General features: G+C 37.7%; 15 protein-coding genes. 9 read left to right on the top strand and 6 right to left on the bottom strand.

Going from position 1 to position 12915, the window contains the following annotated elements:
* Positions 1–48: 48 nt before the first annotated feature.
* From H6W53_RS11670 to H6W53_RS11680, 3 genes are all read right to left on the bottom strand, one after another.
* Positions 49–999, bottom strand: a complete 951-nt coding sequence (locus H6W53_RS11670; protein WP_076393081.1) for a type IX secretion system membrane protein PorP/SprF — start codon at positions 997–999, stop codon at positions 49–51.
* A gap of 51 nt (positions 1000–1050) precedes the next feature.
* Positions 1051–2124 (bottom strand): RluA family pseudouridine synthase, encoded by a 1074-nt coding sequence (locus tag H6W53_RS11675; RefSeq protein ID WP_185144412.1) that lies wholly within the window; start codon positions 2122–2124, stop codon positions 1051–1053.
* A 73-nt stretch (positions 2125–2197) separates the two neighbouring features.
* Positions 2198–3304 carry a PASTA domain-containing protein gene (locus H6W53_RS11680; RefSeq protein WP_185206990.1) on the bottom strand — a complete coding sequence of 369 codons (1107 nt, stop codon included), beginning with the start codon at positions 3302–3304 and terminating at the stop codon, positions 2198–2200.
* A gap of 155 nt (positions 3305–3459) precedes the next feature.
* Here H6W53_RS11680 and H6W53_RS11685 point away from each other — a divergent pair, with 155 nt between their 5' ends.
* The 4 genes from H6W53_RS11685 (at position 3460) to H6W53_RS11700 (ending at position 6082) form a co-directional block, all read left to right on the top strand.
* A complete protein-coding gene (locus H6W53_RS11685) occupies positions 3460–4446 on the top strand; it encodes a D-alanine--D-alanine ligase (RefSeq protein WP_185206992.1) in 987 nt (328 codons plus the stop codon).
* A 93-nt stretch (positions 4447–4539) separates the two neighbouring features.
* A complete protein-coding gene (gene coaD / locus H6W53_RS11690) occupies positions 4540–5004 on the top strand; it encodes a pantetheine-phosphate adenylyltransferase (RefSeq protein WP_076393087.1) in 465 nt (154 codons plus the stop codon).
* Between the two features lie 43 nt (positions 5005–5047).
* A complete protein-coding gene (locus H6W53_RS11695; RefSeq protein ID WP_185206994.1) occupies positions 5048–5410 on the top strand; it encodes a four helix bundle protein in 363 nt (120 codons plus the stop codon).
* A 39-nt stretch (positions 5411–5449) separates the two neighbouring features.
* Positions 5450–6082 carry a trimeric intracellular cation channel family protein gene (locus H6W53_RS11700; RefSeq protein ID WP_185206997.1) on the top strand — a complete coding sequence of 211 codons (633 nt, stop codon included), beginning with the start codon at positions 5450–5452 and terminating at the stop codon, positions 6080–6082.
* Between the two features lie 126 nt (positions 6083–6208).
* On the opposite strand, the gene H6W53_RS11705 is transcribed toward H6W53_RS11700, so the two are convergent.
* Together H6W53_RS11705 and H6W53_RS11710 are read right to left on the bottom strand one after the other, a co-directional pair.
* The gene (locus tag H6W53_RS11705; protein WP_087705778.1) at positions 6209–6778 is read right to left on the bottom strand and encodes a hypothetical protein; all 570 of its coding nucleotides are present in this window, start codon (positions 6776–6778) and stop codon (positions 6209–6211) included.
* 101 nt (positions 6779–6879) lie between these two features.
* Entirely contained in the window at positions 6880–7365 is a 486-nt protein-coding gene (locus tag H6W53_RS11710; protein WP_185206999.1) for a dihydrofolate reductase, read from the bottom strand.
* 76 nt (positions 7366–7441) lie between these two features.
* Between H6W53_RS11710 and H6W53_RS11715 the strand changes: the two genes are divergently transcribed.
* The 5 genes from H6W53_RS11715 to H6W53_RS11735 all read left to right on the top strand — a co-directional run bounded on the left by H6W53_RS11715 (position 7442) and on the right by H6W53_RS11735 (position 11938).
* Positions 7442–8050 carry a LemA family protein gene (locus tag H6W53_RS11715; RefSeq protein WP_185207001.1) on the top strand — a complete coding sequence of 203 codons (609 nt, stop codon included), beginning with the start codon at positions 7442–7444 and terminating at the stop codon, positions 8048–8050.
* Positions 8050–8481, top strand: coding sequence for a TPM domain-containing protein (locus tag H6W53_RS11720; RefSeq protein ID WP_185207003.1), 432 nt, complete (start codon positions 8050–8052; stop codon positions 8479–8481). The genes H6W53_RS11715 and H6W53_RS11720 overlap by 1 nt, the downstream gene beginning before the upstream one ends.
* Complete coding sequence (locus H6W53_RS11725; protein WP_185207005.1) at positions 8462–9283, top strand: TPM domain-containing protein; 822 nt, start codon at positions 8462–8464, stop codon at positions 9281–9283. Before H6W53_RS11720 ends, H6W53_RS11725 begins: the two co-directional genes overlap by 20 nt.
* A gap of 248 nt (positions 9284–9531) precedes the next feature.
* Positions 9532–10053, top strand: a complete 522-nt coding sequence (locus H6W53_RS11730) for an NAD(P)H-dependent oxidoreductase (protein WP_076393105.1) — start codon at positions 9532–9534, stop codon at positions 10051–10053.
* A gap of 7 nt (positions 10054–10060) precedes the next feature.
* The gene (locus H6W53_RS11735) at positions 10061–11938 is read left to right on the top strand and encodes a monovalent cation:proton antiporter-2 (CPA2) family protein (RefSeq protein ID WP_185207007.1); all 1878 of its coding nucleotides are present in this window, start codon (positions 10061–10063) and stop codon (positions 11936–11938) included.
* A 115-nt stretch (positions 11939–12053) separates the two neighbouring features.
* Here the strand turns inward: H6W53_RS11735 and H6W53_RS11740 are convergent, their stop codons facing one another.
* A complete protein-coding gene (locus tag H6W53_RS11740) occupies positions 12054–12872 on the bottom strand; it encodes a head GIN domain-containing protein (protein WP_185207009.1) in 819 nt (272 codons plus the stop codon).
* Positions 12873–12915 lie beyond the last annotated feature (43 nt).

Consider the following 12915-nt stretch of genomic DNA (forward strand, 5'->3'; position numbering starts at 1 on the left):
AAAAGCCCTGAAAAAATTCAGAGCTCAAATTTATTTAAATTAAATCAATTAATATCTATAACCTCTGTGGTTAATGAAGTTATCGAAGTTATATCCTAACCCGATCATGAAGCTATTTCCTCCATATTCCTGAATATCAGACAAACCTAAGTTGTAAGTAGCTCCAATCATGAATTTGTTGAATCTTACTTTTACAACCGGAGCGATTTGTAATTGCTGACTGTCGAATCTGTTCTGAACAGATCTGTAGCTTACCCCGAAAGAGAATGCATTGATATCGTTAAAGAACGTTGCCATTAAGTTATAATCAATCGTTCTTGTAGAGTTTGTATTAAGGTTGATTAAAGCTGAAGGTGTGAAATAGATGTTATCACCTACATGCCAGTCATATCCTAAGTTTAAGAAAAACTTGATTGGAGAAGGTTCACGTCCGTTTACGATCGCTTCATCGTTGGTAAGTGCGATATCGTTAACTGAAACTCCAGCGAAAATATTTTTGTAAGTTGCCTGTGCTCCGAAGTTTGCATAAGCCATGAAGATATTACTTTCACTTCCCTGCAATAATGGATCTGAAGCATCCTGCGTATTAATCTTTGAGTAATCAAAATTCATATTGTAGAAGCTAACGCTTGTACCGAAAGAGAACTGATCTTTTCTGTCTCCGTCGCTGCTAAGAGGAATAAAATATGAAGCACCCGCTGTAATACCACCTGCAGAAATAGGGCCGTTGCTGTCTCTGAATACAGATAAACCTGCTCCCACTCTATCAAAAATGTTCGCGTTGATCCCTACCGACTGAACGTTTGGAGACTCACTGAACTTCGAAAATTGCTGCTGATAGTTAAGATTAAGCTGCACATAGTCGGTCTTTCCGTATTGTGCCGGGTTGAACAAAAACTCACCGTCTAAAAGATATTGTTGATAGTACGGTAAAGTTTCTTGTGCTTTGTATGCATTTGACAAAAGAGCTAAACATACGATAGCATATAGTTTTCTCATAACAAATCTTGATTTCAATTCAACAAATATAAAAAAATTCTCAATATATTTTTAGTTTTCTAAATAATTTCTCCATTTTTTTACAGCATCCGCCATATCTTTCGGCATTGGGCTTTCAAAATATAATTCCTTCTTGGTAGTGGGATGTATAAATCCTAAAGTATGGGCATGAAGCGCGTGTCTGGGTAAAATCTCAAAGACATTTTTTATAAACTGCTTATACTTAGGAAGATTCACTCCACGGAGAGGCGTATGTCCTTCATATCTTTCATCATTAAATAAAGTATGACCAATATGTTTGAAATGTGCTCTGATCTGATGGGTTCTTCCCGTCTCCAACTTACATTCTACCCAGGTCATGTATTTAAATCTTTCTAAAACCTTGTAATGCGTTACAGCATGCTTTCCCTGACTTCCGTCTTCATAGGTGTGCATCTGCATCCTGTTTTTCGGATGACGACCGATATGGCCTCTTATTGTACCTTCATCATTCTGTACATTTCCCCAAACGAATGCCCAATACAATCTTTTGGTTTTTCTGTCGAAGAACTGTTTTGCCAGAAAGCTAAGTGCATATTCATTTTTTGCAATCACCAATAATCCGGAAGTATCTTTATCAATTCTGTGCACCAGCCCTACCCTGTCAAGATCGGATTTTTCGCCATTCTGTTCAAAATGATACGCCAAAGCATTCACCAAAGTGCCGTCCCAGTTTCCGAATCCCGGGTGTACTACCATTCCCGGATCTTTATCTACAACGATAAGATCGTCATCTTCGTATACAATATTGATGGGAATATTTTGCGGAATGATAACATTTTCCCGTGGAGGATGTGCCAATAATACAGAAATTTGGTCACCTGGTTTTACCCGGTAATTCTGCTTCACCGCAACACCGTTTACAATAACATTTCCCGCTCTGCAGGTCTGTGAAATTTTATTTCTGGAAGAATTCTGACGGAAAATCAACAGAAACTTGTCGATTCTCAAGGGTTCCTGACTTTTATCTACCGTGATATTAAGATGCTCATACAGTCCTTTATTTTCCTCATCAATATCAAGATTATCAATACTGTTCTGATCTAATAATTCTTCGTCCAAAAAATCTTCGTTATCTTCTGCCATTGTTTTATCTTTTATACAAAAGGCTTCAACATAATGAAAGTTGAAGCCTGTATTTTTTATAATAATTATCGTTTTATTCTATAACCATCTTTTTAGCTTTTGGCTTTTCTGCAGGTTTTGCAGGAGTGGTAGCAGCAGGTTTATTTGCTGATGTATTATTACCAGAACTACTACCTGTATTGGAAGCAGTAGTTTTTGGTTTATTTTCGGTTACTGATGTCGTTGATTTTACTGTACTTTTAGAAGCATCTGTCTTTATCGCATCTGTAGATGGTTTAGGATTTTCTCTTCTCGGAGTTACAGGCGGCGGAGGAATATCCTGTGACGGTTCCTGACGCGAAGGCATTTCCTGATACTGGATCGGAGGCAGAGCGGTGTCTACTTTCATTCTGTAGGTAGAATTCAGTTGTTCGATTTTTGCACTCAGTTCAGCCAGTGTTTTCTTACTTGCCCAAAGATCGATCTGCATTCCCTGATCCCGGACATCTCCGGCTGCAGGATCCTGATAATAGATAACATCAGATTCGTCTTTGCTTCCATCTTCATGATCCACAAGTCCCACTTCAAACATACTTCTCGCAATGACCTGTCTCGCTTCCTTCACCGTTAATCCCACTACATTAGGAATCGCGATATTTCGTAATGGACCTGAACCAATAACTACATCCACCACAGAGAATCTCGCCAGTTTAGTTTTCGGTTTTACTTCATTTCCGTTAAATAATATACGGATCACAGCATCTTTCTGAATGCTTGGCTCATAGATGGTATCTCCGACCTTCAGACCTACCTGTTCCAAACGCTGGAAAGCAAGACCTGAATATTTATTGATTACATCCGGAACCTCAACTTTAGCCCAGGTTCTTGGATTCACTCTTAGAACAATTGCTCTTCCGTCTTTTACACGGGAACCCGGAACCGGGTACACCTGTAACACCTGAAAAGGTCTGTATTTAGGATTATATTCAGCACTATCTACTTCATATTCCAATCCCGAATCATCCAATACTTTGATGGCTTCCTGTACAGTTTTATTAACAATATTTGGAACGGGAATTTCCTGACCATGATTGGTATGATATTCTAACCAACGAAACGTAAGCCAAACCAACCCCACAAAAACACCGATGGCTACGACTAAGTTCAGTAAAACTTTCCAATTGAAAAGTGATTTAAGCATACTTAAAATGACTATAATTAGACAGCAAATATAACTAATAATTTTAGAATGTGCTTTTAATTTAACACATTTCACTTTTGATTTTAAAATTTCAGGTTTTAGGTTTACGCGTTGTATAAAATCATTAAATTTGCCTTAATTGATACTAAACAAAAATGAGCAAAAAACAAGTTGCCGTAGTGATGGGAGGCTATTCAGACGAATATGTTGTATCATTGAAAAGCGGACAATTAATCTACGATTCCTTAGACAGAAATCTTTACGATGTATATAAAGTAGTTATCCTGAAAGATGAATGGTATTTTTTAGGCGAAAATGAGCAGAAATTCCCCATAAACAGAGGCGATTTTTCTGTGACTTTACATGAAAATGAAACATTGAAATTTGATGTCTGCTTCAATATCATCCACGGAACACCGGGCGAAAACGGAATTCTTCAGGCATACTGGGACGCGATCGGACAGAAATATACGGGATGCGATTTTTATCAGAGTGCTTTAACATTCAATAAAAAAGATACTTTAGCGGTACTTTCAAAATACGGAATTCCTTCTGCGAAGAGTATTTATTTAAGAAAAGGAGAAGAAATTAAGGTTGATGAGATTATAGAAACTCTTGGCTTGCCTGTTTTTGTGAAACCCAATCAGTCGGGATCATCTTTGGGAATTTCTAAAGTGAAAGAAAAGGCTGAATTCCTTGCTGCAACTGAAATTGCATTCAAAGAAGATGATGAAATTTTAATTGAAAGTTTTCTTGACGGAATGGAAGTTTCCGTGGGAGTAATCGATTATAAAGGAGAAACAATTGTTCTGGGAATTACAGAAATCGTTCCTACCAACGAATTTTTCGATTATGAAGCAAAATACGAAGGGGCTTCTGAGGAAATTACGCCTGCAAGAATCGACGATGAAACAAGAATCCGTGTAGAAGAAATCTCAAAAAGAGCCTACAATTCTCTTGGGATGAGTGGTTTCTCAAGAAGTGAATATATTCTGATGGACGGAATTCCTTACATGCTGGAAATGAATACGAATCCGGGATTTTCTCCCGCAAGTATTCTTCCGCAGCAGGCAAAAATCTACGGAATTTCTATTACAGATCTTTGCGGAAACGAGGTTGAAAAAGCATTACAAAAAAATTAAAAGGATGGAAGATTGAGGATAAAAGCTGGAAGTTTAGATTTCTACATTTCTACCCTCATCATTCATAATTTATAACTTATAACTTTTATACGCATGAAAATTGCTGTTTTTCCGGGGTCATTCGATCCGATTACTTTAGGACATTATGATATTATAGAAAGAGCGGCACCGCTTTTTGATAAACTGATTATTGCGATCGGGCAGAATTCCCAGAAAAAATATATGTTTCCGCTGGAAAAAAGAATGGAATTCATCCAGAATTCCGTTGCAGAATTCCCAAACGTGGAAGTAGATTATTTTGAAGGTTTGACCGTTGATTACTGCTTCGAAAAAAACGCACAGTACATCATCAGAGGTTTAAGAAATCCTGCCGATTTTGAGTTTGAAAAAGCAATTGCCCACACCAACAGAACTTTAGCGCACAAAAAACTGGAAACGGTATTTTTGTTAACGTCTTCAGGAAAGTCTTTCATCAGCAGCAGCATTGTAAGGGAAATCATCAATCACGGCGGAGAATATGAGCTCTTGGTTCCGGATTCGGTGAGAGTGCAATTATAAGTAATGAGTAATGAGTAATGAGTAATGGGTAATTTTTACAACTATGGATTTTAATCAGTTATTTAAAGATCGAACTAAAGATTTTTCGATTTCGATTATTAAATCGTTATCACCATTACCTTATTCTGATGATCTTTCAATAATCAGAAAACAAATTATAAGATCAGCAACTTCTGTAGCTGCTAATTACAGAGCAGTCACGAGAGCAAGATCCGAAAAGGAAAGATTTGCTAAAATTTGCATTGTTGTAGAAGAAATTGATGAAACTCAATTCTGGTTAGAAATAATTGATGAGCTGGAATATTTAGATCCAGGAAAAATCTCAAATTTAAGATCAGAATGTGATGAATTGGTAAAAGTAATGACTGCTTATAAATTTAAATTATCTCAAAATACAACACTGTAATCATATTACTTATTACCGATTACTCATTACCTATAAAAAATGCACGAACAGTTCAATTTTGCAATAGAAGTTTTGGGAACGATATCATTTTCGATGTCGGGAAGTTTTGCGGCAATGCAGAAACGGCTCGATCCTTTCGGCGTGCTGATTATTGCTTTTGTAACTTCTGTTGGCGGTGGAACCGTGAGAGATCTTCTGCTTGATATTCCGGTTTTCTGGATGCATGACCTTCTTACGTGTGCATTGATTATCCTGACCAGTATTTTCACCATGGTTTTTAAATCTTTTGAAAAAAATTTCAGGGTAACTTTATTTATTTTTGACAGTTTCGGACTGGGATTGTTTACTATTATTGGTGTTCAGAAGGGTTTAAACGCGGATATTCATCCATTAATCTGTATCGGATTGGGAACAATTACAGGTTGTTTCGGTGGAATTATCCGGGATATACTGCTCAACAGAATTCCTTTAATTTTCAGGAAAGAAATTTATGCAACCGCCTGTATTGTGGGAGGTTCAGCATTTTTACTATTGACAAAATTTACGACTTTAACGTATACTATCGTTCAGATTTTCACGATTCTTTTAATTGTTTCCATAAGAACTTTAGCAGTGAAATATCATTGGCAGATTCCGAAATTTTACGGGTATGAGAATAACTCTGAAATGTAACTGTCGATTTATTTGGCTGAAGCCGTCAACTTTGCACCCAAAAGCCGGGCTAAAGCCCGTCCCTATTGATAACAAAAAAGCACCTAAAAAATTAGATGCTTTTGTTATTTTTACTGGAGTTATTCATTAAAAGAATTTCCCTCTGTTTCTCATATTCGGGTTATGCATATGTTTCTGCATCGTTGGCATTTTCAGTTGCTCCTTCATCATTTTAATCTGGTCGGTCATCATTCCTGCACTGTCTAATCGTTTTGCTTCGTCCAGAAGTTTCTGACCTTCCTGTTTTCTTCCTTTAGAAATTGCTGCTGCTGCAAGATTTAAAGTTGCCATAGCTCTGTCATGCTTCATGTTAAGACCATATTCCAAAGCTTTTTTCATGAAAGGTTCCACTTTTGTAGGATGATCCTGAGCTTGAGTTAATCCCATTAAATAGTGAAAATATCCATACTGCGTTTTATGAAGCTGGTTTTTGTAATCTGTGATATTTTTAAGCCACTCTCCTGCTTTTTCCATGTTTTGCTTTCTCAACTGCCAGAAAGCCAAAAGAATGTATTCATTTTTAAAGAAAAGCAGAATAGGTGCTGCAGCCAGAAGGAACACAACGATTCCCCAGCCTAAGTTTCTCGTAAAGAACATCATATACAGTCCTAAAAGAATAAGAACCGCCGCAACTGCAATTTTTATATATTTATTCATTATTAAATTTTAGAAGTGCAAAGATAAGAAATTTAAGATTCAAAGTTTAAGGTTCAGACTCTAAAGTTTTGTATTAAATCCTGAACTGAGAACTTTAAACATTAAATTCTTTCGAACGTTTGAAAACAGAAATCATACTGGTTTTTTTCGTCTTTCTCATGGCAGATTTCGTCTGTTTTTTTCCAGATCTTTGGATCGATCTTTGGAAAGAAAGTATCGGCTTGAAGATCAGCTTTTACCAAAGTTACTTCCAGTTTATCAACGACATCCATGGTCTGTTCATAGATTTTTCCGCCTCCGATGATGAAAACTTCTTCGTCAATTTTTTTAGCGAATTTTACGGCTTCTTTGATGCTTCCGACGATTAAAATACCTTCTTCGAACCAGTCGGTTTTTCTGGACACAACAATATTGGTACGGTTGGGAAGCGGTTTCCCGATACTTTCATATGTCTTTCTTCCCATGATCACCGGATGCCCGGAAGTGATTTCTTTAAAGTGTTTCAGATCTTTCGGAAGATGCCAAAGCAACTGATTTTCAAAACCAATTTCGTTCTTCTCTCCCATTGCCACCACAATTGTTGTCATTAAAATAAATTTTTACAAAATTAGCACATAATTTGTATATTTGGTTAGCACAAAACATATTAAAAAAATTCAAACTATGAAAAATAAAGGTTGTCTGAGCGCAATAATTATCAGTATCTTTCTCATTGCTATTGTTGGAGTCCTATTCGTATGGGGCAAAAGCGGCTACAACAGCTTTGTAGACAAGGAACAGACGGTTAATGCAAAATGGTCTAACGTAGAAACAGTTTATCAGAAAAGAGCAAATCTTATCCCGAATCTTGAAAGAACGGTAAAATCTTATTCCAAATTCGAGCAGGAAACCTTAACAAAAGTTGTTGAGGCACGTTCCAAAGCAACTTCCATCAACATTGATCCTACCAATATGACCGAGCAGGATGTTGCCAGATTTCAGGCTGCACAGGGAGAATTATCCGGAGCTTTAAGCAGATTGATGGCAGTGGTGGAATCTTATCCTAATTTAAAAGCAGATCAGCAATACATTAATTTCCAAAGAGAGTATATCGCGATAGAAAACAGCATCAGAACAGAAACTGTTTATTATAATGATGCCGCGAAAGATTATAATGTATCCATAAAGCAATTCCCGAATAATATTCTGGCGAATTTCACCAACTTTAAAGAAAAACCTTTGTTCAAAGCGGAAGCAGGAGCAGAAAAGGCGCCTGAAGTATTCTCAGAATAATGACAACCAGTTTCTTAACAAATCAGCAGATAGCTTCCCTCGTGGAAGCTATTCAGTCAGCAGAAGAGCATTCTACCGGCGAGATCAGAGTGCATATCGATTCCAATACAGATGAAGACAATGCAAAAATTGCTTTCAAGGTTTTCGAAGAGTTATGTCTGAACAAAACCAAAGAAAGAAATGCGGTGCTTTTTCATGTCAATTTCGAACAGAAATATCTTACCATCATCGGAGATACCGGAATCCATGCAAAAGTAAGCCAGTCTTACTGGGATCATCTGCACGACTATATTACGTCTGAATTTGCCAAAGGAAATTATTATCAGGCTTTAAAAAGCGGAATTCTGGAAACTGGCTTGGAACTAAAAAAATATTTTCCTGTAAAAGGAGAAAACCACAACGAACTTCCTAATGAAATTACGTTCTCTTAAAATAGTTTTTTCATTTTTACTGGTATGCTTTTACACTTTTGTATCGGCACAATATACCATTCCTCCCAAGCCTGACGTTCTGTATCCTGTTTATGACGATGCCAATCTTCTGAAGCAGGAGGAAAAAGATGCGCTTAATAAAAAACTGATCGCATTTGCAGATTCTACCTCTACAGAGATTGAAGTGGTTATTATTCCTTCCACAAAAGGAGAAGACATTAATTTTCTGGCAACGATGTTTGGCGAGAAATGGGGAATCGGAAAAAAAGATGTGGATAACGGAATTGTTTTTCTTATTGCAACCGAAGACCACACCATGTCTATCCAACAGGGAAGAGCGGTGGAGCAATATTTAACGGCATCTGTTGCAGGACAGATTTTGGACTACATCGTTACTCCTCACTTTAAACAAGGAGAATGGTACGAAGGCATTAACGGCGGTACTTCTGCAATTATGGAAGCGGTTCAGGGGAAATTTAAACCTTTGAACAACCGTGAAAGCGGAGACGGAGACGGAAGTATTTTTAAAATTATCATCATTGCATTTGTTATCTTCATTATTATTGCCATCCTTTTCGGAAACAAAGGAGGAGGAAAAGGTGGCGGAAATTATGACGATGACGATGTGATCCTTTCCAGAAGAGGTCGCAGAAATTATCCGGGTGGATTTTTCCCTTTTCCGGGCAGCTTTGGCGGCGGTGGATTTGGTGGTGGAAGTTCCGGAGGCGGCGGAGGCGGTGGTTTTGGAGGCTTCGGCGGAGGCGGAAGTTTCGGAGGCGGTGGTGCTTCCGGAGGATGGTAGAATTTTTATTCCTGCTTTAAATTTACTCAGTTTTTAAATTGAAATAACCAAATACAATAAATAATCGGTCATTTTGATCGATTTTTTTTATTATCAGCTTTATAAAATGTTAATACATTAAAAATCAAAATCATTTATTCCATTTATATTATCAAAAGTATCCTTTTTACTATTAAAAAATTATTAAACTGCTACAAAACCCTTCTTTACTTCAAAAATTTTTCATTATATTTACGTAAAACAGGTTTATGAAGAAGACGTTGGTAGTTTTTGCGCATCCTTATTTAGAGCACTCAAACTCGAATGCAGAGCTCATTAATTTCTATGTTCGTCATCAGCATTTTACCCTTCGGGATATTTATGAAGAATATCCTAATTTTCATATTGCCGCTTTCAGGGAAAGAAAAAGAATAAAAAATTACGACCGCTTTATTTTCCAGTTTCCGCTCATCTGGTTCGGAATGCCGCCTTTGTTAAAGCTTTGGATTGATGAAGTCTTCGACCGGGACTGGCTTAAAGAAGATCATCACAATCCTTTGGAGGGAAAAGAAGTTTACATTCTGGTAACCACCGGCGGAAAAGAAAGATCGTTCAGCAAGGAAGGAACCTATCAGTTTACCGTAGAGGAGCTGATCAGCGGACTTATCGTATCGCTGAATGTTTTTAAGGCAAACATCAAAAATATCAAAATCGTTTACGAAGCCAACAAGCTCTCAAAAAAAGAAATTATCGTACACAAACAGCAGTTTGTAGAACTTCTCAACCAATAAAAATTTTATGGAAACAAGCTTAGCAATGAACACTCTTATTTTCTTAGGCGTAGCCATCATTATGGTTCCGCTGGCGAGAAAATTCGGGCTAAGTTCTGTCATCGGGTATATTGCAGGCGGAATTATCATTGGTCCTTATGTTTTAAAATTAACGGGAAAAGATGTTAACGACATTATGCACGCCAGTGAATTTGGGGTCATCATGCTTTTGTTTTTAGTCGGTCTGGAGCTTGAACCCCGGAAATTTTGGGATATGCGGAAGAAGATTGTCGGACTCGGCTTAACGCAGATGCTTTTAACGATTTCACTGCTATTTCTCGTATTTATCTGGGCAGGCTGGAAAATCGACAAAGCCATAGCCGTTGCCATGTGTTTTGCGTTGTCATCTACGGCAATTGTGCTGCAGACATTACAGGAAAAAAACAATTTAAAAACATTAGCCGGAGAAGCTTCATTTTCCACCTTGCTGTTTCAGGATATTGCGGTGATTCCTATTTTGGCGATTCTTCCGCTGATTGCCAATTACAAATCCAGACATCACGATAACGAAATTCAGGTGCTTATACAGACTCTTCCGGAATGGATGCAGTTCGCGACCGTTATTTTGGGAGTGGTTATTTTAATTTTACTGGGGCGGTATGTTTTTGTTCCTTTTTTAAGATATGTCTCGAAATCCGGAATGTCGGAACTTTTAACGGCCTCTTCCCTATTTTTGGTCATCGGAGTTTCAGAACTCATGGTTGCTATTGGCTTATCTCCCGCTTTAGGAGCTTTCCTTGCAGGAGTCATGTTAGCCAACAGCGAATTCCGCCACGAACTGGAAGCACAGATTGATCCATTCAAAGGATTACTGCTTGCCGTATTTTTTGTAAGTGTAGGTTCCACGATGAATTTTAACGTCATTCAGAAAGATCCGACTTTTATTTTCACCACCGTGTTTGCGGTTTTAGCCATAAAATTCGTTGTTTTATTTCTTATTGGGAAGTTTTTCAAAATAGATACTCCACAAAGTATGTTTTATGCTTTTGCGCTTTCGCAGGTAGGAGAATTTGCTTTTGTACTGATTAATTATGCTTCAAGTCTGTATCTTTTACCTTCTGAACTGAATGCGCAGATGATGGCTGTAACAGCAATTACCATGTGCATCACGCCTTTTTTATTAATTATTAATGATAAACTTATTACTCCGAGATTCATAAAAGAAGTTCCTGATCCCGATAATGATTTTAATATTCTGGACGGTAATATTCAGCAGAAGAAAATCATCATTGTAGGATTCGGACATTTCGGAAGTACGGTGGGAAGACTTTTAAAAGCCAATAAAATTCCGGCTACGGTTTTGGATCGGGATTCTGACCGTGTGAAATTATTGAGAAGCTACGGTTTTAAGGTGTATTACGGAGATGCCACAAAAATTCCTACCTTACGCGCAGCAGGAATTGAAGATGCAGAAATTCTGGTGCTGTGTCTTGATGATCCCGAAGACAATAAATTTGTTGCCGATATCGTAAGAGAAAATTACCCAAAGGTAAAAATCTTTGTACGCGCCAAAAACCGAATAGATTCTTATGAATATTTAAACAGCGGAATTCATAATATCTACCGTGAAACTCTGGGAACCGCCGTAGATATGGCAGTCGACGTTCTTCATGCAACCGGAATGAGGAAATACGCAGCGAGACGTCTCGGACAAAGATTCATGACCATCGACAAAGCTTCGATCCGAAAGTTAGCCAAATCGGATCATGATGATGAAATCCATCTTTTTACCACAAAAGAAATCCTCCTGCGAGAGGAGGAATTACTGGCGTATGATAATCTTAATTTTGATAATCAGCAATGGGAGGATTCTTCTAATGATGAAGAGGATGAAGATGAAAATTAATACCTTACTTTGATTTAAATAAACTAATCAGTTATCATTTTAACGCTATACCGAAAAGATTTTTATCTCAAACATTTAATTTTCCGTTCGCAATGGCATTTCATTCAGCAAAGCATTACTGAATAGTCACGCTTCCGCCACTGCTTTCGTTTTTGGTAATATTGGTAACGTTTCCTTTTTTATACACATTCACGCTTCCGCCGGAAGATGCTTCAGCATTAATGGAAGAAGAAGCACTGATGTCTACGCTCGCTCCGCTGGATGAATCTGTTTTCAGATTCTGAACTATAACATCTTTGGCAGAAACACTGCTTCCCGATGAAGCACTGATCTCCGCATTTTTAGCTTTACCGGAAAGATCCAGACTTGCAGCGGATGAAGCATCCACATCAAGATCTACCGCCCAGATTTTTCCGTCGAAACTTCCGCTGCTGTCTATGGAAATATTAAATGTATTTGCTTCAAGATCTCCGGAAACCGCTGCAGAACTCGAAACTTCAAGTTCCATTTTATCCTGCACAAATTTATCCTTCACTTTAACGCTGGCTGCAGAATTGGCATTTAATTTTGAAAAATCTTTCGTATAAATTCTCGCAGAAACATTGTGCGTATTCATCACACGGATTCCCGGTTTGTAATGGATATGAAGCTCTCCTCCGTTGTTATCCACCAAAACCTCGTCGATAATATTTTTGGGAGCAGAAATTACGACCTTTTCAAAATCAGCTTTTATAATTTCAGCTTCGATTGCCTGTGAAACTTCAATTTCATCGAAATCGCCCGTCACTTCTTTATGACTCATCGGTCCGTTGTCTTTCGTGGTCACCTTTTCCACCCAGTTTTTCTGATCGTTCCCGTTATGATGTCTGTCATTTTTATCGCAAGAAGCCAGAAGTGCAACAACTGAAAAAAGAAAAATAGTCTGTGATTTCATGTTTATTATTTTATGAATTAAGTTTTAAGTATCTTTATACCTT

The organism is Chryseobacterium sp. C3 (genome assembly GCF_014218905.1).
GTDB classification, from domain to species: Bacteria; Bacteroidota; Bacteroidia; order Flavobacteriales; family Weeksellaceae; genus Chryseobacterium; species Chryseobacterium mucoviscidosis.

Bases quoted from the DNA above. Each gene is read 5' to 3' on its own strand.
- H6W53_RS11670 (WP_076393081.1), bottom strand. From the start codon at position 999: ATGAGAAAACTATATGCTATCGTATGTTTAGCTCTTTTGTCAAATGCA.
- H6W53_RS11675 (WP_185144412.1), bottom strand. From the start codon at position 2,124: ATGGCAGAAGATAACGAAGATTTTTTGGACGAAGAATTATTAGATCAG.
- H6W53_RS11680 (WP_185206990.1), bottom strand. From the start codon at position 3,304: ATGCTTAAATCACTTTTCAATTGGAAAGTTTTACTGAACTTAGTCGTA.
- H6W53_RS11685 (WP_185206992.1), top strand. From the start codon at position 3,460: ATGAGCAAAAAACAAGTTGCCGTAGTGATGGGAGGCTATTCAGACGAA.
- coaD (WP_076393087.1), top strand. From the start codon at position 4,540: ATGAAAATTGCTGTTTTTCCGGGGTCATTCGATCCGATTACTTTAGGA.
- H6W53_RS11695 (WP_185206994.1), top strand. From the start codon at position 5,048: ATGGATTTTAATCAGTTATTTAAAGATCGAACTAAAGATTTTTCGATT.
- H6W53_RS11700 (WP_185206997.1), top strand. From the start codon at position 5,450: ATGCACGAACAGTTCAATTTTGCAATAGAAGTTTTGGGAACGATATCA.
- H6W53_RS11705 (WP_087705778.1), bottom strand. From the start codon at position 6,778: ATGAATAAATATATAAAAATTGCAGTTGCGGCGGTTCTTATTCTTTTA.
- H6W53_RS11710 (WP_185206999.1), bottom strand. From the start codon at position 7,365: ATGACAACAATTGTGGTGGCAATGGGAGAGAAGAACGAAATTGGTTTT.
- H6W53_RS11715 (WP_185207001.1), top strand. From the start codon at position 7,442: ATGAAAAATAAAGGTTGTCTGAGCGCAATAATTATCAGTATCTTTCTC.
- H6W53_RS11720 (WP_185207003.1), top strand. From the start codon at position 8,050: ATGACAACCAGTTTCTTAACAAATCAGCAGATAGCTTCCCTCGTGGAA.
- H6W53_RS11725 (WP_185207005.1), top strand. From the start codon at position 8,462: ATGAAATTACGTTCTCTTAAAATAGTTTTTTCATTTTTACTGGTATGC.
- H6W53_RS11730 (WP_076393105.1), top strand. From the start codon at position 9,532: ATGAAGAAGACGTTGGTAGTTTTTGCGCATCCTTATTTAGAGCACTCA.
- H6W53_RS11735 (WP_185207007.1), top strand. From the start codon at position 10,061: ATGGAAACAAGCTTAGCAATGAACACTCTTATTTTCTTAGGCGTAGCC.
- H6W53_RS11740 (WP_185207009.1), bottom strand. From the start codon at position 12,872: ATGAAATCACAGACTATTTTTCTTTTTTCAGTTGTTGCACTTCTGGCT.